A 22145-nucleotide genomic window follows, 5' to 3' on the forward strand; every position below is an offset into this window, starting at 1 on the left:
TTATTTATTAAATTATCAATTTTCAAACATACTATTATGAGCATACCAGCAAATTTAAAGTACACAAAAGATCACGAATGGGTTAGCATCGATGGAGATGTTGCGACTGTAGGAATTACTCATTTTGCACAAAAAGAGTTAGGAGATATCGTGTATGTTGAGGTAGAAACTTTAGATCAAACATTAGATAAAGATGAGGTTTTTGGAACAGTTGAGGCTGTTAAAACAGTTTCAGATTTGTTTTTGCCTTTAACAGGTGAAATCATTGCTTTTAATGAAGATTTAGAAAGCGCTCCAGAAACTGTAAACTCTGATCCTTATGGAGCAGGATGGATGATCAAAATTAAAATTGCTGATGCATCAGAAATAGATTCATTATTGTCTGACGCAGCTTACAAACAACTTATCGGTGCCTAAACAACTTCTTTTAATTTGGGCAATTATCTGCTCAGGGATCATTACGTATTTTTGTTTGACAAATTCAAGTAATATTCCAGCAATTAATTTTCCAAGCATAGATAAAATTGTTCATTTTTGTTTTCATTTTGGATTTACAATTTCGTGGATTTTGTTTTTCAAAAAAGAACTTAAAGGACAACATGCAAATGATTATAAAGCCTATCTGATTTCGTTTATATTTTCAGTTTTCTTTGGAATTACAATTGAAATTTTACAAGGAGTTTTGACAACTACGAGAACTCCAGATGTAACAGATGTTTTAGCAAATACGATTGGTGCAACCGCCGGCGTCTTTTCGGCCATAGGTTTAAGGAAGCAGATCGATAAAATAATAGGAATATAATTACCCACTTCGGTGGGTTTTTTATTATCCTAAAATGAAGCCTAATATTAGTGCTGTTTTTTGAATTTAAAATGTATTTTTGTGCCGATCTGATGTAATAGATAATCATGAACATTAAGCAATATCTTGATTCAACGTATCTTAAAACTGCTTCGCAAGCTGGGCTTTCAGAAGCAGAAAATAATGTTGTGGTTGAAAAAGCAATTGAAGAAGCAATTGCGGAAGGATTTAAATTGATTATGATTCGGCCAGAACAGGTCAGCTTGGCAAAAAAAATGATTTTAGAAGCTCATTCGGCCTTGCTTGTTGGTACTGTTATTGATTTTCCGGAAGGCAAATCAGATTTGGAAACCAAAATTAAAGAGGCAAATGAAGCTATTGAAAACGGGGCAGATGATTTGGATTTTGTCTGCAATTATGAAGCTTTCAAAAATGGTGACATTGCTTTAGTTAAAAATGAAATTTTATTAGGTACTCAAATTGGCTTAGCTCACAATAAAACTGTAAAGTGGATTATTGAAACAGCAGCCTTGACAGATAAAGAAATTATCCAGCTGTCAGCTTTGATAAAAAATGTTGTAATATCTAATTTTAAAGAAGAGAATTACGCATCAGTATTTGTGAAATCATCCACTGGTTTTTATAAAACAGAAAATGATTTGCCAAATGGAGCTACGGTTCCAGTAATTATTATAATGTTAGAAAATGCATCGCCATTGCCGGTTAAGGCTGCGGGCGGTGTGAGATCATATGAAGATGCAATAGAAATGATTCGTTTAGGAGTTAAACGAATTGGAACTTCATCAGCAAAAGCAATTGCTGACGGAGGGAATACCCCAAATCAATATTAAATGAAAACCAAAACCTACTTAACAAACAAAAGCGCCCTTACTTTTGTTTTGATGATGACTTCTTTGTTTGTTTTTGCGCAAGAAAATAATGCTACTTCGGTTAAATCTGGATTTACAAGCGAACAGTTTCCTGTTTTTCAGAATTGCGAAAATTTAATGGATAAAAAATTAGAAGATTGCTTTTATAAAGAGGTTCACGATTTTGTTTTTCAGAATTTTGAAGTGCCAGAGAATTTAAAACAAAGCAATTATAAAGGCGAAGTAAAAGTGCTTTTTGAGGTTGATGCGACAGGAGCTTTCAAAGTAATTTATGTAAATACGGCAAATGAGGATTTGTCTGAAGCAGCGAAAAGTGTTTTTGCAAAATTCCCAACAATTAAACCGTCGACTTACAACGGAAAACCTACGTATTCAAAGTACACCATTACGATTAATATCCCTTTAAAAAGTTCTGAACAATTAGCAGCTGAAGCTTTGGCTGCATCGCAAATTTTGAAGCCGGCCGAAAAGCCTATGACAGAATTGGATAGTATTGTATATAAAAAATACAATAATCCAGAATTTGATAGTTATTTGAATATTCCTTTTTCTCATAGTTATTATGCCCAATTTGATGGCGCGATGAATCAGGTAGGGAGTAATAGTCATACTGCTTCAAAGCCCTATACTTATAGTGAAGTTTCAAAGTATTATAATTTGAGAGCTGTAAACGAGTCGCTTCAAAAGAAGGCCACGACTTGGTTGGGAAGAAAATGGTGGAATGAAAATTTAGTACAGATTCAAGGAGAAGATTATTGGCTGGCTTTGAATCCGATAGTTGATCTGCAGTTAGGAAAAGCTTCAGATCTTGATGCTTCTTATACTTATGTAAATACTCGCGCTTTAAATTTTAGAGGAGGTCTTGGTAAAAAATTAAATTTTACAACAACTATTTTTGAAAGTCAGGGGCGTTTTGCAGGATATTTTAACGATTACGCTGAATCATTAAAACCATCAGGAGGAAATCCGGCGATTATTCCTGGAGTTGGTATTGCAAAGCGATTTAAAACAGATGCGTATGATTTTCCTTTGGCAGAAGCTGATATTACATATGCTCCATATAAGTTTTTTGATCTTCAGTTGGGTTATGGAAGGAATTTTATTGGAGATGGATATCGTTCATTGCTTGAGGGTGATGGGGCGAGCCCATATCCGTATTTTAAAATTAATACGACTTTCTGGAAAATCAAATATACAAATACGTACATGTGGCTGAAAGATGTTCGTCCAGAAGTTACGGTTGATAAAACTTACGCAACAAAATTCATGGCAAACCACTATTTGAGCTGGAATGTTTCAAATAGATTAAATTTAGGGTTCTTTGAATCAGTGGTTTGGACGGATACAAATAATCGAGGATTTGATGTCAATTTCGTAAACCCAATTATTTTTTACAGAACTGTTGAGTTTACTTCATCTTCAAGAAGCGGAAATGCTATGCTTGGAATTACTGGAAAATACAAATGGAATAACAGCATAAATTTATATTCGCAATTTTTGATTGATGAATTTTCGGTTTCAGACGTGAAGGCTGGAGATCAAAGCTGGAAAAACAAATTTGGTTTTCAAATTGGAGGGAAATATTTCAACGCATTTGATGTAAAAGATCTCTTATTGCAGGTAGAATACAATCATGTTCGTCCTTATGTGTATTCGCATAGTGCAGTAATTACAAATTATGGACATAACAACCAAAGTATTGGGCATCAATGGGGCGGAAATTTCAATGAGCTTGTGGTAATTGGAAGATATCACAAAGGGCGTCTTTTTGGTGATGCTAAATTTAATATTGGAAAACGTGGGCTTGATTTTAATACGGCACAGGACAGCTACAATTATGGAGGCGATATTTATAAAAGCTATGATGTAAAACGCCCATATGATAAAGGAGTGAAAGTGGGGCAAGGAAATAAAACAGATGTTTTTATTGCAGATATTCAAGGAGGTTATTTGATTAACCCAATGACAAATCTAAAATTGTTCGGAAGTTTTATTTATAGAAACTTCGATCCGACTCAAGATACACCAACAACTTTTAAACAAAGCACGACTTGGTTTACTATCGGATTGCGTTCAGATATTTTCAATTGGTATTTTGATTACTAGGATTTTTATAGGATTTTTCGAAATAATTGTGTTAAAGATTTGCAAGTCCTTATTTTGTAAAGGTTTTATTGAAAAAAATCTAAATTTATTGGTTTAGATTCTACAATCTAATTTGTACATTTGCAGCACTCAAAAAAAAATATACAAACAATAAAGGTTTGAACGCTACAAAAAATACAATTTCACTAAAATCAATATTTCTGGATTTCAAAGAGATTACTAAGGCTGGTTTGGCTATTAGTGTTTTGTTTTCTTCAATTGCAGGATATTTATTAGGGGTGAATGATGAGCACCCTTTTAAATGGAGTGTTTTGCTTGTTTTGTCAATTGGCGGTTACTGTATGGTTGGGGCTTCAAACGCATTCAATCAAGTAATTGAAAAAGATATCGATGCCTTGATGGATCGAACCAAAAACCGTCCAGTGCCTTCTGGACGTATGTCTCCTAAGATGGCGTTGTTTGTAGCAAGTCTGCTTACGATTATCGGAATCAGTTTGCTTTATACCATCAATGCTAAGTCAGCAATGTTTGCTGCAATCTCCATATTTTTATATACAAGTATTTATACACCATTAAAAACAGTTACTTCATTGTCTGTTTTCGTGGGTGCTTTTCCTGGTGCAATACCATTTATGTTAGGATGGGTTGCAGCAACAGGTGAATTTGGAATTGAAGCAGGAACCTTGTTTTTAATTCAGTTTTTCTGGCAATTTCCTCATTTTTGGGCAATTGGTTGGTTTTTGTATGAAGATTATGAAAAAGCAGGAATCTTTATGTTGCCAACAGGAAAGAAAGATAAAGGAACGGCGTTGCAGATTATTTTGTATACAATTTGGCTTATTATAGCGTCATTACTTCCAGTTTTGGGCTATACAGGACAATTATTTATTTCTCCAATTGCAGCAGTTTTGGTGTTTTTGTTGGGATTATGGATGTTGTTTTATGCAGTAAAATTGTATCAGTTGAGAACTGCAAAAGCAGCGAGAACGTTGATGCTGGTAAGTGTATCATACATTTCACTATTGCAGATCGTATTTATAGTAGATAAATTTTTAAGATAGTTATGGAAATGACAATTAAAGCAAATGATGAACAATTAAGAAAATCAAAATCGGCAAAACTGATTTTGTTATTCGCTATGGTAAGTATGACCATGATGTTTGCAGGACTTACAAGTGCATTTGTGGTAAGTAAATCAAGAGCCGACTGGTTGAAGGATTTTGAACTTCCATCAGCATTTTATTATAGTACAGCGGTAATTATCGGCTGCAGTATTACTTTTTATTTAGCAAAAAAAGCAATTCAGAAAGACAAAAGAAGCGAAGTTACAGCTTTGCTTTTGGCGACTTTAGCTTTAGGAGTTTTGTTTGTAGTATTACAATTTCAAGGATTTGGACAAATCGTTGAAAAAGGATATTATTTTACAGGACAAGGTAGCTCAATTACTACAACTTTCCTTTATGTAGTTACTGTAACGCACCTATTGCACTTGGCTGGCGGATTAATTTCACTTTTAATTATAATTTATAATCATTTTAAACAAAAATACAATTCGACTCAAACTCTTGGTATAGAACTAGGTGCGATGTATTGGCACTTTTTGGATTTATTATGGGTATATTTATTTTTATTTTTATATTTCTTTAAATAAGAAAAAAACGTAAATTTGGGAACTTTTTAACGAATATCTTTTATGGAAGCGACAGTTACTACTGCAAATAACAACGAAAAAACTTGGGGAGGCGGAGATGATATCCAACCATTAGGAGCAAGTTATGGTAAAATGATGATGTGGTTTTTCATCGTATCAGATGCCTTGACATTCTCTGGATTCCTTGCTGCTTATGGTTTTTCTAGATTTAAATTTATTGAAACTTGGCCTTTGGCTGACGAAGTGTTTACTCACTTCCCATTTATGCATGGCGTTTCGGCTCCTATGTATTATGTAGCCTTAATGACTTTTATCTTGATTTTCTCATCTGTAACAATGGTTTTGGCTGTTGATGCGGGTCATCATTTAAAAAAGACAAAAGTTGCTATTTATATGTTCTTGACTATTATTGGAGGTTTAATTTTCGTTGGTTCTCAAGCTTGGGAGTGGAAAAACTTCATTAAAGGAGAATATGGCGCAATTGAAACAGCAGGTGGAAGTTTATTGCAGTTTGTAGACAAAGATGGTAAAAGAGTAGCTCTTGAAGCATTTGCTGTAAAATTACCAGAACAAAGAGAAGCACTTACAAGGTCTAAAGCTAAATGGTTCATGGAAGATGCAGAAACGCAGCCAACTTATACTGTTGCTGAAGTTCAAGCTGGTTTTAAAGCACATCCTGAATTATTGATCAGAACAGAGCAGATTATTGAAACAAACGGGAAAAAGAGTAAACATATTTTAACTAGAGCAGAATCTGAAACTCGTTTAGCAACTGCAAAATATGTAGTTGAAGGAGCAAACTTAACTAGAAATGAATACGGAAGTAAATTATTTGCTGATTTCTTCTTCTTCATCACTGGATTCCACGGATTCCACGTATTTTCTGGAGTTATCATTAATATCATTATCTTCTTTAATGTATTATTAGGAACTTATGAGAAAAGAAGAAGCTACGAAATGGTAGAGAAAGTTGGTTTATACTGGCACTTTGTAGATTTAGTTTGGGTATTCGTATTTACAGTTTTCTACTTAGTTTAATTTTAGATTTTAATTATTATGTCACACGAGCACGTATCAAATACAAAAAGAATCTGGTTTGTTTTCGCATTACTATCAGTAGTAACTACAGTAGAGGTTATTCTTGGTATCTACAAACCTGCAGTTTTAGAAGGTAATCATTTTGTAGGTTTGAATTTATTGAACTGGATTTTCTATATCCTTACAATTTTCAAAGCATATTATATTGTATGGGCATTTATGCACATGGAAGGTGAAAAAAGCAGCCTTAGATGGTCTGTTGTATCACCAGTTATTTTCCTAGTTTTATATTTATTGTTTATTCTTTTGACAGAAGGACATTATATTTATGGGGTTTTTAAAGATTCTACTATTAAATGGAATTTTTAACATGATATTAATTCGAAAAGAAGCTCCGATTTGCGGAGCTTTTTTTATTTTTGTACCTCAATATTTTCCCGCATAAACAATGAAAAAAAATATAGTTCTCTTTGTACTTTTTGTTTTGCCAATTGTAGCCTATTTATTTTTTGCTTCTGGTGTAAATAGTTTCACAACACTTCCTGTAATAACACCTAAAGTGGCTGATTTTGGAAATTGGAATTCATTAAACGGAAAAAAAATCTCTCTTAATAAAAAGATTACCGTACTTGGTTTTGGAGGTACAAATATTTTAGAGAACCGAGGGAATTACTTTAATCTAAATGAAAAAATCTACAAGCGTTATAACGGTTTTGAAGATCTTCAGTTTGTGATTTTATGTCCACTTGGGACAGAAAAAGAAGCTCAAAAAATAGTTGATGCTTTATCTCCTTTTACAGATGTTAAAAATTGGAATTTTGTATTTGCTTCAAAGGAAGAAATTCAAAAGTTTTATGATGGACTTCATTTAAAAGGAAAATTAAATGAGAATCTTGGAACTCCAAATGTTTATATTGTTGATAAAGAGAGAAATCTTAGAGGTAGAAAAGACAAGGATGAGTACAAGGAAGGATATGATACTTTTCATCCGTCAGAGTTGAGCAACGAGATGCTTGATGATTTCAAAATCATTTTATATGAATATCGCGCAGCTCTTAAAAAGAACCACAACGCTACTAAACAACTTTAATTTTATCTACATGTTTAAAAATAAATCATACATCGGAATTTCGTTTATCGTTCTTATTTTTGGAATTTATGCAGTGCCAAAAATTGTTGACAGAATACAAAACGGAGAAGTTGTAAAAGGAAACCGCCTGGATAATGTTGGTTTGAAAGACTCAAAAGATGCTGCTAAATTGTTGACAATTGGACCAGCTCCTAAATTTGAGTTGACAAATCAAGATGGCGCAAAAGTTTCGAACGAAACCTATAAAGGAAAAGTTTATGTTTTGGAATTCTTCTTCACAACTTGTCCTTCAATTTGTCCAAAAATGAATTTAAGCATGTTGGAAATTGAAAAAACCTTCTTTGGAAATCCAAACTTCGGAATCGTTTCAATTACTATAGACCCTAATCATGATACGCCAAAGGTTTTGAAAGATCATGCAAAGTTGCTTGGTGTAAAATCTTCAAATTGGAATTTCCTTACAGGTGATAAAGCAACAATTATGGATTTGTCTAACAAAGGATTTAATTTATATGCTGGAGAAAATGATAAGGTGAGCGGAGGTTTTGAACATTCAGGTTTATTTGCTTTGATTGATAAAGATGGTAAAATTCGATGCAGAAAAGATGAATTTGGAAACCCAATTTTGTACTATGATGGATTGGATAAAAAAGGAGTTAGAGAAATTCAAGAAGATATTAAAGTTTTATTAGCAGAATAAAAATGGAAGATAATTCAATAGAAAAAAAATACAATAAATTTATTATCGCGGTTTCAATTGTAATACCGGTTGTTGTGGCGATTTTGTTTGGTGTAAAACTAAAAGATTTTGGAATTAATGTTGAGCCATTATCTATGTTGCCTCCAGTTTATGCAACAATAAATGGTCTAACAGCGGTTGTGTTAGTTGTTGCTGTAATGGCTATTAAAAATGGAAAACGTTTGTTGCACGAACGATTAATGACTTTTGCAATTGCTTTGTCAGTTGCTTTTTTGGTGATGTATGTTGCGTATCATATGACGGCGGATTCTACTAAATATGGTGGTGAAGGTGTTTTGCGCTATGTTTATTTCTTTATTTTAATAACGCATATTTTATTATCGATAGCAATTATTCCGCTTGTCTTATTTACTTATGTTAGAGCATTGGCACAACGTTTTGACAGACATAAAAAATTAGCTAAAATAACTTTTCCACTTTGGCTGTATGTTGCGGTTACAGGAGTTGTGGTTTATTTAATGATCTCTCCTTACTATGTATAAATTAAAGTATAGAAATAAGAATAAAGAAAATAGACTTTCTAAAAGCAGAAGTATTATCGTGGATTTTTTCTCAACAAAAAGCTTCTTTGCTCTTTTTTCTATTTTCTTTTCTCTGGCAACAAATGCCCAATGTGCAATGTGCCGCGCAGCACTGGCTGGAGATTCAAATACAAAAAAAGCTGAAGCTGTAAATGATGGAATTGTATATTTAATGGTTATTCCTTATTTACTCGTAGGTATAATTGGTTTTCTGATTTACAGAATGTACCAGTCTAAAAAGAAAAAAGCAGTCTAATTTTAGACTGCTTTTTTTATTTTAATCCGTTAACAGAAACATTTACAGTTCCGTTTATTTTTATAAAAGCGATAATCGCCTGATTCGTCAGTTGGATTTTATCAAACTGAATGTCTTCCATTTTTCCGTTTACAAAAACTCCAGGCATTGGCGAATAGTTTTTAAGATACGAAGCCATGCTTTTTTTGCCTTCTTCTAAATTTGGCTGAATTGAATAACGGCAACTTGCTTCCATTTTTCTTAAAATGTAGCCTTGTCCAAGCCAGCTTGCAGTTCTCATTAATTTGCTTTTGGTGTCTAATACATAGTCTAGTTTGTCGAAATAGATTTCTTTTGTTTGCGGATTATATTGTGGAAATCCGTTAAGATATAATGTTCCGTTTACTGAACCTAAAACATCTAAAGCGATAACCATTTTTCCGTCTTTGTGCCAGATGGCCACATTTTTCACAGTTACTTTTTTGCTTCCTGATCCAAATTCTTGATCAGCAAAATTTTTCGTCATTATTTTGGAAGCATCTGCATAAGTTGAGATTGCTGCAATATTAGCACTAACCTGATTTGGGATTTTAGCAACAGGTTTTAAAACAATTTTATTGGCATTGAATTTTGATTCGGGCTGTTTGCCTACAATAGTCTCCATGTTGCACTTCATTCCCATATCTAATAAAAAGGAATCGTTTTTCAGCTTCGCATTTGTCGAATAAACTTCTACAGGAGCAATTCTTAACCAGCTTTCATAAGTGTCGCTCATTTGAAATGGCGTACATATTTTTTCTAATGCAGTCAAAACATTTGGTTTGAAATCCATTGATTTTTCAATTGATTCGTCGATTTTCTTTTCGATTTTTGATTTGAAAATAGAAATTGCTGGATTTATCAAATACGTAATTGGCATACTTTTTCCAAAAACCATCATAGTTGGACTTTCGTTCCAATCCAATGATTTGAATTCGGTTTTAGTGTTTAATTTCCAATTTGTCAAAGCAACATCGCTAGATAATGTGATTACTCCATTCAAATTAAATTCACGAGTATCATAAAGTTCGACTCCTAGTTTTTTGGTCCCAATTCGATATTTTACAGTTGCTTTTAAAGGCAAAATAGTTTTGATTTTTTTATCTGGAGATGCAGGGTCATTCTGAATTTTTATTGGGGCCTGTTTCCATACTTTCATTTCAATATCGTCATCTTCGATATTGTTGTCTTCATAAATCAGTCCGTTCAAAAGAGTATTCGTTTGATTTTCGATATCAGCCAACTTTACGTTTATCGGCAAATTTATAAATGACGGATTTGCATCATAAACCAATGGACTCGCGTCATCTGGTTCTGGTTTTAAAGTTTCTAATTTTTGAGATGTGGAACAGCCAGCAAGAATTGCAATAGCTATAAATAAAGCGAAAATTGAAGGAAGCTTCATTGGTACAATTTTTTTGAGTGACACAAAATTAAGAAAACAATTAAATAATTGTAAAAAAGTGTAACAATTGCGAAAGAGTGCCGTCTTATTTAAATATTAAAATGAAATTATTAACGTTTTGTTATCATAATTTACTTATAAAAAATATTATTATTGTTTTAAAAAATTAACAATACCATGATCGAAATCAAAGATTTGCATAAATCCTATAAAATGGGAAGTTCAGAACTGCATGTGTTAAAAGGCATAAATTTTAATATTGAAGAAGGTGAGCTTGTAGCTATCATGGGATCTTCGGGATCTGGTAAATCGACGCTTCTTAATATATTAGGAATTTTAGATGAGGCTGATTCTGGAAGTTATACTTTAGATAAAACTCCAATTAAAAAACTGAACGAAACGATAGCTTCTAAATATCGTAATAAATTTTTAGGCTTTGTTTTTCAGTCTTTTAATTTGATTAATTATAAAAGTGCACTTGATAATGTGGCGATGCCATTGTATTATCAAGGAATAAAAAGAAAAGAGCGTTATGATATCGCTATGAAATATTTGGAGAAAGTTGGTTTGGGGTCTCACTCGCACCATTTGCCAAATGAGCTTTCTGGAGGTCAAAAACAACGTGTTGCAATCGCTAGAGCGTTAGCTTCAAATCCAAAAGTTTTGCTTGCGGATGAGCCTACAGGAGCTTTGGATACTAAAACTTCTTATGAAGTAATGGAACTTATTCAAGGAATTAACGATGAAGGTAAAACTATTTTGATCGTTACGCACGAACCTGATATTGCCGCTATGTGCAAGAGAAATGTGGTCCTGAAAGACGGATTAATTATCGATGATAAAAAAGTAGAACAAGTTAGAGCTTCATCTTATGTTTAATATTGAGCGTTGGCAAGAAATATTTGAAGCAATCTCCAAAAACCGACTGCGAACATTTTTGACTGGAGTTTCAGTCGCATCGGGAATTTTTATTTTGGTGATTTTGCTGGGTGCTGGTAAAGGACTCCAGAATGGAATTGAAAAACAGTTCGAGCGCGATGCAGCCGGACTTATTGAGGTTTGGTCTGGAACGACAACAAAAGAATACAAAGGATTAAATCCGGGAAGACAAATTCAGCTTAGAAACAGTGATTATAATCAATCTGTTCAAAAATTTGAGGATAAATTAGATTTGCGTTCTGCTTCCTATAATTTTTGGGGTGGTACGATTTCTTATGGTAAAGAATCTGCGAGTTATCAATTCAGAGGAGTAGATCCTGATCATGGTTCAGTAGAAAACCTTACAGTTGTTCAAGGCCGATTTATAAATAGTAACGATTTGGCTAACAATGAAAAAGTAGCAGCGATTGGGATGAAAGTAAAAACAGATTTATTTAAAGATAAAGATGCTTTAGGTAAGGAAATCGCAATCAATAATGTCAATTTTAAAGTAGTGGGAGTTTTTACAGATCCTGGAGGAGAAAGAGAAGAATCCAGAGCGTATTTGCCTAGAACTACTGTGCAAAGAGCTTTTGGTGGAGGAGATAAAATTAGTTATATGTCTTTTAACTTAAAGAAAACAAATGATTACGATGAAGCATTGGCACAATCTGAAAAATTTACTCAGGATGTAAAAGATTTGTTGAAAAGCAAAAACATGGTTGCTCCTGATGATGATAGTGGAATTGGTGCGTATAATTCAGTAAAAGATGCAAAGCAATTTTATGATTTAAACTTATATATACGATTATTCTTTTGGTGGGTTGGTATTTGTACAATCATTGCAGGGGTTGTTGGTGTAAGTAATATCATGCTGATTATTGTAAAAGAAAGAACTAAAGAAATTGGAATTCGAAAAGCCTTGGGTGCATCTCCATTTTCTATTATTACAATGATCCTTCATGAATCTATTTTTATTACAACAATTGCTGGTTTTATAGGATTGTTGATGAGTTTAATGTTATTAGAATTTGTTGGGCCAATGGTACAAAGCGAATATTTCAGAAATCCAGAAGTCGATTTCAGTGTAGCATTAACAACCTTAGTATTACTTGTATTCGCAGGCGCAATGGCTGGTTTTTTTCCGGCATATAGAGCAGCCAAAATCAAACCTATTGTAGCACTTAGAGACGAATAATTATGTTTAAAAAAGATAATTGGGACGAAATTTTACAGGCATTGACCGCAAATCCTTTCAGGACGATCTTGACGGCTTTTGGTGTTTTTTGGGGAATTTTCATTTTGGTGATTCTTCTAGCAGCAGGAAATGGACTGGAAAATGGAATAAAAAAAGGTTTTGACGGAATTGCGACAAATACAATGTTCATGTGGAGTCAGACAACGTCAAAAGCATATAAAGGATTGCCAAAAACGCGCCGTTATGATTTTAGAAATAGCGATGTTGCGGCGTTAAAAGCCTCTTTGCCAGATTTATTATATGTTTCGCCAAGAAATCAGTTGGGTGATTTCAACGGAACCAATAATGTGGTGCGCGGTACAAAAACATCGGCATTTACCATTTATGGAGATTATCCGGAGCTGATTAAGCAACAGCCAATGGATATCATAAAAGGAAGATTTGTAAACCAGCAAGATATTGAAGGAAAAAGAAAAGTGTGTGTGATTGGTCAAGGTGTTATCAGCGAACTTTATGGAAAAGAAGAAGAGTGCATTGGGACCTATATTAAAATTAACAGCATAAATTTTATGGTTGTTGGGGTTTATAAATCTAAACAACAAGGAGGAAATGCAGAACAGGAACAAAAGAATATATTTATTCCATTTACTACTTTCCAACAAGCTTTTAATTATGGAGATAAAGTAGGCTGGATGGCACTTACGGCAAAAGATGAAACATCGATTACCGATTTAAAACCGAAAATTCTTGAAATAATTAAAGCATTGCATTCGATAAATCCTGCAGATGACCGAGCAGTCGGGAATTTCGATTTGTACGAGCAGTTTAATAAAGTGCAAAGTTTGTTTAATATCTTGAAAATCATTGCTTATTTTGTTGGAACTCTGGTTCTGATTTCTGGAGTAATCGGGATTTCGAATATTATGCTTATTGTAGTTAAAGAACGTACAAAAGAAATTGGAATTAGAAGAGCTTTGGGAGCAACTCCTGCAGCAATTCGTGGACAAATTTTATCAGAGTCTATCTTTTTAACTATTATTTCAGGAATGCTTGGAATTGCCGTCGCCACCGGAATCATAGCTCTTTTAAATATGGCTTTAGATTCCATGCCTCCTGGTAGCAATACGATGTTTGCAAGTCCGAGCGTTGATTTAGGAGTTGTATTTGTTGCCTTATTAATATTAGTGGGTTCAGGTTTGCTGGCCGGATTTATTCCAGCTCAAACTGCAATTAATGTGAAGCCAGTTGACGCTTTACGAACAGAATAAATTATCAATCAAAATATAATCGATTAAACCAAAAACAAAATGAAAAAAGGAGTAACCGTAACCATTTTAATCTTTATTGCTATAATTTTCTTTGGTGCACTGTATTATTTATATGCTAAAAATCAAGAATCGCCAATTGTGTTTCAAACAGAAAAGGCAGAGATTAAAACAATAGTAAAAAATACCATTGCAACTGGTAATATTCAACCTGATGAAGAGGTCTTAATCAAACCAAACATTTCAGGAATTATTGAAGAAGTGTATATCAAAGCTGGAGAGAAAATCAAAGCAGGAGATATGATTGCTAAAATTAGAGTTGTTGCCAATGTTTCAAATGTAAGCAGTACGCAAAATCAAGTGCAGACTGCAAAAATTGCATTGGACAATCAGGAAAAAATCTATCAAAGACAAAAGACATTATTTGATAAGGATGTAATTTCTGCAAATGATTTTGATGCGGCTCAAGTGGCTTATAAACAAGCAAAACAAAATTATTTGGCTGCAAAACAAAGTTTAGATATCGTAAAAACAGGAACAACAACATCTTTAGGGAGTTATGCAAATACATTAATTCGTTCAACTGTAAACGGAATGGTATTGCAGGTACCTGTAAAAGTTGGAAACCAAGTTATTGAAAGTAATAACTTTAACGAAGGAACTACAATTGCTAGTGTGGCTGATGTTGGAAGAATGATTTTCATTGGAAAAATTGACGAATCTGAAGTAGGTAAAATCAAAGAAAAAATGCCTATTGAAATTACAGTCGGAGCAATTGAAAATAAAAAATTCGATGCAACTTTAACAGATATCGCACCAAAAGGAGTTACAGAAAATGGAGCTATTCAGTTTGAAATAAAAGCTAGATTAGAAAATAAAGGAGATACTTTTATCAGAGCTGGCTTAAGTGCAAACGCATCGATTATATTGGAAAAAGCAGATAAAGTTTTAGCTATTAAAGAATCGCTTGTGCAGTTTGACAAAAAAACTCAAAAACCTTATGTAGAAGTTGAAACGGCACCGCAAAAATTTCAGAGAAGAGATTTAGTTTTAGGTGTTAGTGACGGAATTTATGTTCAAGTTAAAAGCGGCGTTGCAGCTTCTGATAAAATCAAAATCTGGAATCAAGGCTTGATTAACGAAGGAGATAAGGATAAAAAATAATTTGATTATTTAGAGGAGTTTTTGGGTTTTTAAAATGTTAAATTTGCATGGCTTGTTTGCTGTGCTTCATTCAAAATATATGAAAATAAATAAAATAAATAGTCTTGTTTTTGCCATGCTTTTTGGATTTGGTTTATCAGGCCAAGCGCAGACAAAACAATGGACATTAGAAGAATGTGTACGATATGCATTGGACAATAATATCACGATTAAAAATTCGGAATTAGACGTTCAAAATGCTGAAATAAATAAAAAAGATGCTTTTGGCAGATATCTTCCATCGGTAAACGGAAATGCATCGCATTCCTGGAATATTGGTTTGAACCAGGATGTGACTACAGGTGTTTTGCGTAATCAGACAACTCAGTACTCATCTGTAGGTTTAAATGCTGGAGTTGATATTTACAAAGGGCTGCAAAACCAAAATACTTACAGACGAACAAAACTTGCTATTATTGCATCTCAATATCAATTATTGAAAATGCAGGAAGATGTTTCGTTGAACGTTGCAAATGCTTTTCTTCAGATTTTGGGCTATAAAGAAGATTTAAAAATTAAAACAGAACAACTTGCAATTGATGAAAAACGTTTAAAGCGTTCTGAAGAAATGGTAAGTGCCGGAACAATTCCGCGTGGTGATTTATTTGATCTGAAAGCTACTATTGCAACAGATAAGCAAAATATTGCGGTTTCTGAGAATAATTTATTGATCTCAAAGCTTAGTTTGGCACAGCTTTTACAGCTTAAAGAATTTGCTGATTTTGATGTTGTTGATGATACAAATGCAAAAGATGAAAATAATATCATGGCACAAAGCCCGGTTGATATTTATAACAAAGCAAAAGAAACAAGAACCGAATTAAAACTGGCACAGACCAATCTTGAAATTGCCGAAAAAAATGTTGCTATTGCAAAAGGAGCTTATCAGCCAACGCTTAGTGGTTTTTATGGCTTTAACACAAGAGCAAGTTACAGCGATCAGGTAAAGTTTGATTCTAATAATCAGCCTTATACTGTGGGGCCAGACCCGCTATTCCAGCAATTTAGCGATAACAAAGGTCACAATTTTGGTTTGCAATTGAATGTTCCGATTTTTAATGGATTCTCAGTTAGAAATAATGTTGAACGAAATAAGGTAAGTTTAGAGAAATCTAAAATAGATTTAGAGCAAAAAAGTTTAGATTTGCAACGTAACGTATATACGGCTTTTACAAATGCAAAAGGAGCTTTAAATACGTACGAAGCAGCAACAGTAACTTTAGAGGCAAGACAACAGGCTTACAATTATGCTAAAGAAAAGTATGATGTAGGATTGATGAATTCATTTGATTTTACGCAAGCACAGACGTTGTTGACAAATGCACAGTCTGAAGTTATTAGAACGAAATACGATTATATATTTAAAATAAAGATTCTTGAATTCTATTTTGGAATTCCAATTGTTCCAATTCCTGCAAAATAATTTACTATGTCAAAAAAAACAATTTATTTCTTAGTCGGGGGCGCAATTATAGTTATTGCTGCTTTAATAGGTCTGTCAAAAGCAGGAATTATTGGAAATAAGGATGAAGGCAAAGAAGTAGAAATATCAAAAGTTGTGGCTTCGACAATTGTTGAAACCGTTTCGGCAACTGGAAAAATTCAGCCTGAAATCGAAGTTAAAATAGCTTCAATGGTTTCAGGCGAAATTATTGCGCTAAACGTAAAAGAAGGCCAAGTAGTTAAAAAAGGAGATTTATTGGTTAAGATAAATCCAGATTTGTACACTTCTGGTTTAGAGCGTTCGGTTGCAAACTTGGCTGGTACAAAGGCAGGTTTGACACAATCTGATGCCAACTTTAGAGAGGCAAAAGCAAATTATGAGCGAAATAAGACCTTGTATGACAAAGGCGTAATTTCAAAATCAGATTGGGATAAAGCTATTTCGACTTATGAAGTCGCAAAAGCAACAAAACAAAGTTCGTATTACAATGTTCAAAGTGCTACAGCATCTGTTACTGAGGCTAGAGATAATTTAGGACGTACAACGATTTATTCTCCTGCAGATGGTACGATTTCGGTATTAAATGTTGAATTAGGAGAGCGCGTTTTAGGAACACAACAAATGGCAGGAACAGAGCTTTTGCGAGTTGCGAATTTGAATAATATGGAAGTTGAAGTGGATGTCAACGAAAATGATATTGTGAAAATTAAGATTGGAGACGAAGCAAATGTTGAAGTTGATGCTTATCTAAAAAAGAAATTCCGCGGAGTTGTAACCAGCATTTCTAACTCTGCAAGTACGGCTTTGACTTCAGATCAGGTTACAAACTTTAAGGTTAAAGTTCGTATTCTGAAAGATTCTTATAAAGATTTATTAGAAGGAAAACCAGAAGCTTATTCGCCTTTCAGACCTGGAATGACAGCTACTGTTGATATTATTACAACTACCAAAACAAATGTTTTGGCAGTGCCAATCAGCTCTGTTGTTGTTAAAGCAGATACAACTGCGGTAAAAGAATTTAAAGTTGACGATCCAAACGAAGATAAAAAGGTAGCGCCAAAAGTGGATAAAAAATACGAATGCGTCTTTGTAAAAGTAGGTGATAAAGCTAAAATCAGAATCATTAAAACTGGAATCCAAGATGATACTAATATTGAAGTAATGTCTGGATTAAAGCCAGGTGATGTCGTGATTACAGGTCCATACACAACGGTTTCTAAAGACTTGAATTCTGGCGATAAAGTAAAGCTTAAAAAAGCAGAAACTCCTAAGAAATAACTTGCTATGATTATTGCATTACATGGCGGATTTTCAATGGAAATGATTTATGGTTTTGGTGCGGCATTAGCAACAATTGCTGTATTTCTTATTTACATACATTATCGCTTATATAGATCAGAATATTATAATGAAGAATACGTTTATTTTTCATCTTGGAAAAAGCTGTTTTTGTATATCGGTTTTTTGATTGTCAGTTTGTTCATTGCAATTGGGCTGTTTTGCATATTATCATTCCTTTTCATTGGGATAGCTGTCGCAGTTCGAAAATAATTTTAACTTAAAAAATAAATATTTTGTCTTTTATTCTCAATATCGAAACAGCAACTAAAAATTGTTCAGTATCAATTGCAAAAAATGGAGAAACCATTGTATGCAGGGAAATTGCTGAAGAAGGATATTCGCATGCCGAAAAACTTCATGTTTTTATTGAAGAAATAATTGCTGAATCAAATATCTCGGCTCAGGATTTAAAGGCAGTTGCCGTAAGTCAGGGGCCGGGTTCTTATACCGGTTTACGAATTGGAGTTTCGGCGGCAAAAGGGCTATGTTACGCTTTAAACATTCCGTTGATAGCTGTTGATACATTGGAAACTTTAGCTTCAAGAGTTTCGGTTTCAGAAGGAAAAATAATTCCGATGCTGGATGCCCGCCGAATGGAAGTTTACAATGAAGTTTTTAGCGCCGATTTAAAAACAGAAAGAGCCATTCAAGCCGAAGTCATTACAGAAGATTCTTTTGCAGAATATAAAGAGGTGCTATATTTTGTTGGTGATTGTGCGGAAAAATGCAAACCAGTTTTGACAAAAGAAAACTTTGTCTTTTTAGAAGAAATTAAATATCCTTCTGCGCGTGAAATGAGTAAAATCAGTTATGATAAATACCAAAAAAGCGACACTGTAGATGTCGCTTATTTTGAACCGTATTATTTAAAAGATTTTATGATGACGCTTCCGTCAAAAAAATAATAATCTATATTTATTTTTGAATTGTATAAGGCTGAACAGAAATTCCTGCTTGGTCTAAAGCTGTTTTGCAATTCTCTAAAGTTTCAGAAAAAACAGCTGAGTAGTTGGTGTTTTTAGCCCAAGGACGAACCGCAAAATCCACAGAACTTGCTGATAGATTTTTTACGAAAACTTCTGGAGCTGGAGTTTTAAGCACTTTTGGATTATTGTTTAAAGTAGCCAAAAGGATATCTTTTGCCTTTTTGATATCAGAATCATAAGAAATTGAAAAAGTCAAATCGGCCCTTCTTTCTCCCTGCATCGAATAATTGATTATTGTTCCATTTGATAACGCGCCATTTGGTACAAAAACAGTTTGGTTGTTTCCCGTCAACATTTTGGTCACAAAAATCTGAATTTCTAATACCGTTGCTACAATTCCTTGAGCTTCGATTGTATCGCCCACTTTGAAAGGTTTGAAAACAATGATAAGCATTCCGCCGGCAAAATTAGAAAGCGAACCTTGAAGCGATAAACCAACGGCAAGACCCATTGCACCTAAAATAGCTACGAAAGAAGAAGTATCTATTCCAATTTTTGAAATAAAAGTTACAAACAATAAAACTCGAAGCGCCCACAATAATATGTCGGCGAGAAATTTAGTCAAGGTAGGATCTAAATTTCGTTTCACCATTATTTTTCTGATCAATCTGTTTATTAATCGAATGGCATATAATCCAACAAATAAAATCAGAAATGCTGAAAATAATTTTGGAGAATAATCTATTAATAAATTGATCAATCGAGTAGTGTAACTTGCTAACTGTTCTGGGCTCATAATTATATTTTAAGGATAAAAAAAACCTTCTCAAAAGAGAAGGCGTGTATTATTTTGCAAATATAAAGAATATTTGATTTTATAAGAAAAGAATGCGTTTTTATTCTTTTTCAGCTTCCTCAATTTCTGGCTCGCTTGTATCAACAACAGTTTCAGTAACAATTTTTTTTGCATCATCTGTAGTTTCAACAGTAGCTTCTTTTATGCTTTCAATAACATCACTAATGGCATCAGAAGCTTTTTCGGCATATTCGCTTACTGTTTCTTTTGCTTGATGTGCATATTCTGAAGCAGTTTCGATAATTGGTTCTGAAGCTTCTTTTGCTTTAGCGATTGTTTCCTCAGCAAAAGTCTCCGCTTTTTCAATATAAGGAGCTGCAGCTTCTTTAGCTTGCTCAAAAGTGGTTTCGGCGTTATTTGCCAATTCGTTTACTGATTCTTTGGTTGAACCAAATAAATTTTTGAAAAAAGATGATAATCCCATAGTTTTTTATTGATTGGTTTAGGATTACAATATTAAACTTTTTTGCAGAATAATAATGTCTTTGTACTGATAATTTACTGTAAATGAATTGTATATAATGATGTTGGGTGTTTTTTTAATTGTGTTAATTTTTAAAGATCACTAAAAGTGGGTATTGTAGGAATGAAATAAATAATTTAAATTAACAGAAAATTCTTACTTTTTATAAATTTAACTTTTATTTTATGGCGCATTTTTCTGACCAAGTCCACATAACCATTGGCGGTTTTACCCAAAACATAATTTATTACGATTTGAAGCTGTCACAGAAAATGGCAGATCATCATTATTTTTCATTTGTCTGGCAATATACAGGGAAAGCTGTTATAAAACCTGAAGACCAAGGCAAAGCAATAAGAAGCTATAACGGCAATGAGGTTATTTTTACTTTTAAGAGCCTGACTGGAATCAAGCTTATGAGCAAAGGTATTATAACTAAATTATCCTCAATCGACTTAAATGGAAGTGCAGCAGGTCTTCATGTAAGCGGGATAAGCCATACAATTGTTTTAGACGATAGACCAAAATCCAGAACTTATCTTGAAAGAGGAATGGACGACATTGTGTTGGATGTTTTGTCAGAAGGTCCGACGGAATTTTATCAAAGAGATGCAATTAGGTCGACCTACATGAAGGAATTTAAATATCTGGCTCAGTACAATGAATCTAATTTTAATTTCTTGAAAAGAATAGCTTCTCGTTACGGCCAATGGTTTTATTTTGATGGAATGCGAATGCAATTTGGGCAGACTAAAAGCTCCAAAATTAAATTAATAAACGGAGCTTCTCTTCACAGCTTTAAGATAGAAGTTAATATGAGTGCGCATAAAATCTCACTGGCTGGTTACGATTATAATAATGCGACCAATATCAGAAATTCTTCGCTGAGAACTTCTTCGGGTAGCAAAGACAGTTTTGCTTCTAATGTCGGTTTTAATCAAGGAACTGTAACGCAGCCGGAAGTGAGTTTGGGAACTTATACCAATAATGCACTAAATAAAGAAGATTTAGATGAAATGGTCAATCTCGAAACCGCAGGAAGCGATGCCAACAGTGTCTATTATAGTGGGATATCTTATTTCCCAATAGGACTTGGACAGGCATTTAAAATTATCAACGGGACTACCGAATATCATCTTATTTGTATAGAGGCGATACACCATTCACAAGTTCATGGCAATTATACCTGTGAATTTAAAGCGATTCCAGACGATGTCTCTGCACCGCATTATACAGATACCACTGTTTTTGCTAAAGCAGAAACTCAGCCCGCAAAAATAAAAGACAACAATGATCCAGAAGGCCTTGGACGTGTGAGGGTTGAATTCTTTTGGGGAAATGGAAGCAAATCAAGTGAATGGATGAGAGTAGTGCAAAATTATGCAGGACACGGGAGAGGTTCGTATTGGCGACCTGAAATTGATGATGAAGTTTTAGTAAGTTTTGAAGGTGGAAATGCACAAAACCCGTACGTTATGGGAGCACATTACAACGGACAGGCAAAACCAGAATTCTTTGACCCTAATAACATGATAAAAGCTATTAGAATGCGCTTTGGGCAATTGCTGAAATTTATTGAGAAAGCGGGTATATGGCTTTCTGACCCTAGTGGAAATGAGATTCATCTAAACGAAGAAACCAAAAGTACAACTATAACCGTGCCGGAAACTTTGACCCTAAACTGCAAAAATTTAATCATTAATGCTTCTGAAAGCATTACAACTACGGCAGGATTAAATATCATCGAAAGTGTTGGGGTTGATAAGTCGACAACTGTTGGAATGATGCATAATTTGAGTATTGGTGGAAATAGTATGCTGAATGTGACTGGTAGTATTTTTGAAGACATTCAAGGAAATGCCGAATCACATACGGCACAGGATAGAATCGTAAATAGCCAACAAGGAATTCAAACCTCTACTGAAGAGGGAATTCAAAAACATTCTCAAAAAGATACGCAGCTTAATAGTGCAGAAAAATCTAATCTTTTTTAA

At 33.8% G+C, this 22145-nt stretch carries 24 protein-coding genes; 21 read left to right on the top strand and 3 right to left on the bottom strand.

Annotated features, from left to right (window positions below; all coding sequences use genetic code 11):
• The first annotated feature begins 36 nt into the window (after window positions 1-36).
• The 12 genes from gcvH to EYY60_RS10395 all read left to right on the top strand — a co-directional run bounded on the left by gcvH (window position 37) and on the right by EYY60_RS10395 (window position 9114).
• Complete coding sequence (gene gcvH / locus EYY60_RS10340; protein ID WP_132989277.1) at window positions 37-417, top strand: glycine cleavage system protein GcvH; 381 nt, start codon at window positions 37-39, stop codon at window positions 415-417.
• Entirely contained in the window at window positions 410-802 is a 393-nt protein-coding gene (locus EYY60_RS10345) for a VanZ family protein (RefSeq protein WP_132989278.1), read from the top strand. Before gcvH ends, EYY60_RS10345 begins: the two co-directional genes overlap by 8 nt.
• 107 nt (window positions 803-909) lie before the next feature.
• Entirely contained in the window at window positions 910-1653 is a 744-nt protein-coding gene (gene deoC, locus EYY60_RS10350; RefSeq protein WP_132989279.1) for a deoxyribose-phosphate aldolase, read from the top strand.
• Window positions 1654-3798: an energy transducer TonB gene (locus tag EYY60_RS10355; RefSeq protein WP_132989280.1), complete on the top strand. Its 2145-nt coding sequence runs from the start codon at window positions 1654-1656 to the stop codon at window positions 3796-3798.
• 158 nt (window positions 3799-3956) lie between these two features.
• Window positions 3957-4859, top strand: a complete 903-nt coding sequence (gene cyoE, locus EYY60_RS10360) for a heme o synthase (protein ID WP_132989281.1) — start codon at window positions 3957-3959, stop codon at window positions 4857-4859.
• Window positions 4860-4861: 2 nt separating this feature from the next.
• Entirely contained in the window at window positions 4862-5449 is a 588-nt protein-coding gene (locus EYY60_RS10365; protein WP_132989282.1) for a cytochrome c oxidase subunit 3, read from the top strand.
• Window positions 5450-5491: 42 nt separating this feature from the next.
• The gene (locus tag EYY60_RS10370) at window positions 5492-6487 is read left to right on the top strand and encodes a cytochrome c oxidase subunit 3 (RefSeq protein ID WP_132989283.1); all 996 of its coding nucleotides are present in this window, start codon (window positions 5492-5494) and stop codon (window positions 6485-6487) included.
• 18 nt (window positions 6488-6505) lie between these two features.
• Window positions 6506-6856, top strand: coding sequence for a cytochrome C oxidase subunit IV family protein (locus tag EYY60_RS10375; RefSeq protein WP_132989284.1), 351 nt, complete (start codon window positions 6506-6508; stop codon window positions 6854-6856).
• Between the two features lie 79 nt (window positions 6857-6935).
• Window positions 6936-7577 (top strand): hypothetical protein, encoded by a 642-nt coding sequence (locus tag EYY60_RS10380; protein WP_132989285.1) that lies wholly within the window; start codon window positions 6936-6938, stop codon window positions 7575-7577.
• A 10-nt stretch (window positions 7578-7587) separates the two neighbouring features.
• Window positions 7588-8277, top strand: coding sequence for an SCO family protein (locus EYY60_RS10385; RefSeq protein WP_132989286.1), 690 nt, complete (start codon window positions 7588-7590; stop codon window positions 8275-8277).
• A 2-nt stretch (window positions 8278-8279) separates the two neighbouring features.
• The gene (locus EYY60_RS10390) at window positions 8280-8819 is read left to right on the top strand and encodes a DUF420 domain-containing protein (protein WP_132989287.1); all 540 of its coding nucleotides are present in this window, start codon (window positions 8280-8282) and stop codon (window positions 8817-8819) included.
• Entirely contained in the window at window positions 8812-9114 is a 303-nt protein-coding gene (locus EYY60_RS10395) for a hypothetical protein (RefSeq protein ID WP_132989288.1), read from the top strand. The genes EYY60_RS10390 and EYY60_RS10395 overlap by 8 nt, the downstream gene beginning before the upstream one ends.
• A gap of 16 nt (window positions 9115-9130) precedes the next feature.
• Here the strand turns inward: EYY60_RS10395 and EYY60_RS10400 are convergent, their stop codons facing one another.
• The gene (locus EYY60_RS10400) at window positions 9131-10537 is read right to left on the bottom strand and encodes a DUF4403 family protein (protein ID WP_132989289.1); all 1407 of its coding nucleotides are present in this window, start codon (window positions 10535-10537) and stop codon (window positions 9131-9133) included.
• Window positions 10538-10714: 177 nt separating this feature from the next.
• Here EYY60_RS10400 and EYY60_RS10405 point away from each other — a divergent pair, with 177 nt between their 5' ends.
• The 8 genes from EYY60_RS10405 to tsaB all read left to right on the top strand — a co-directional run bounded on the left by EYY60_RS10405 (window position 10715) and on the right by tsaB (window position 18811).
• Window positions 10715-11416, top strand: a complete 702-nt coding sequence (locus EYY60_RS10405; protein WP_035651510.1) for an ABC transporter ATP-binding protein — start codon at window positions 10715-10717, stop codon at window positions 11414-11416.
• Window positions 11409-12653 (top strand): ABC transporter permease, encoded by a 1245-nt coding sequence (locus tag EYY60_RS10410; protein WP_132989290.1) that lies wholly within the window; start codon window positions 11409-11411, stop codon window positions 12651-12653. Before EYY60_RS10405 ends, EYY60_RS10410 begins: the two co-directional genes overlap by 8 nt.
• Window positions 12654-12655: 2 nt before the next feature.
• Entirely contained in the window at window positions 12656-13921 is a 1266-nt protein-coding gene (locus EYY60_RS10415; protein ID WP_132989291.1) for an ABC transporter permease, read from the top strand.
• Between the two features lie 39 nt (window positions 13922-13960).
• Complete coding sequence (locus EYY60_RS10420; protein WP_132989292.1) at window positions 13961-15082, top strand: efflux RND transporter periplasmic adaptor subunit; 1122 nt, start codon at window positions 13961-13963, stop codon at window positions 15080-15082.
• A gap of 79 nt (window positions 15083-15161) precedes the next feature.
• Entirely contained in the window at window positions 15162-16544 is a 1383-nt protein-coding gene (locus EYY60_RS10425; RefSeq protein ID WP_132989293.1) for a TolC family protein, read from the top strand.
• A gap of 6 nt (window positions 16545-16550) precedes the next feature.
• Complete coding sequence (locus EYY60_RS10430) at window positions 16551-17843, top strand: efflux RND transporter periplasmic adaptor subunit (protein ID WP_132989294.1); 1293 nt, start codon at window positions 16551-16553, stop codon at window positions 17841-17843.
• 6 nt (window positions 17844-17849) lie between these two features.
• Entirely contained in the window at window positions 17850-18116 is a 267-nt protein-coding gene (locus tag EYY60_RS10435; RefSeq protein ID WP_132989295.1) for a hypothetical protein, read from the top strand.
• Window positions 18117-18139: 23 nt separating this feature from the next.
• Window positions 18140-18811 (top strand): tRNA (adenosine(37)-N6)-threonylcarbamoyltransferase complex dimerization subunit type 1 TsaB, encoded by a 672-nt coding sequence (gene tsaB / locus EYY60_RS10440; protein WP_132989296.1) that lies wholly within the window; start codon window positions 18140-18142, stop codon window positions 18809-18811.
• 10 nt (window positions 18812-18821) lie between these two features.
• Here the strand turns inward: tsaB and EYY60_RS10445 are convergent, their stop codons facing one another.
• Window positions 18822-19628 carry a mechanosensitive ion channel family protein gene (locus EYY60_RS10445; RefSeq protein ID WP_394346641.1) on the bottom strand — a complete coding sequence of 269 codons (807 nt, stop codon included), beginning with the start codon at window positions 19626-19628 and terminating at the stop codon, window positions 18822-18824.
• A 100-nt stretch (window positions 19629-19728) separates the two neighbouring features.
• The gene (locus EYY60_RS10450; protein ID WP_132989298.1) at window positions 19729-20112 is read right to left on the bottom strand and encodes a YtxH domain-containing protein; all 384 of its coding nucleotides are present in this window, start codon (window positions 20110-20112) and stop codon (window positions 19729-19731) included.
• A gap of 224 nt (window positions 20113-20336) precedes the next feature.
• On the opposite strand from EYY60_RS10450, the gene EYY60_RS10455 reads away from it, so the two are divergent.
• On the top strand, window positions 20337-22145 hold the full coding sequence (locus tag EYY60_RS10455; RefSeq protein ID WP_132989299.1) for a type VI secretion system Vgr family protein: 1809 nt from the start codon (window positions 20337-20339) through the stop codon (window positions 22143-22145).

The sequence above is a fragment of the Flavobacterium zhairuonense genome (genome assembly GCF_004352915.1).
Classification (GTDB): domain Bacteria; phylum Bacteroidota; class Bacteroidia; order Flavobacteriales; family Flavobacteriaceae; genus Flavobacterium; species Flavobacterium zhairuonense.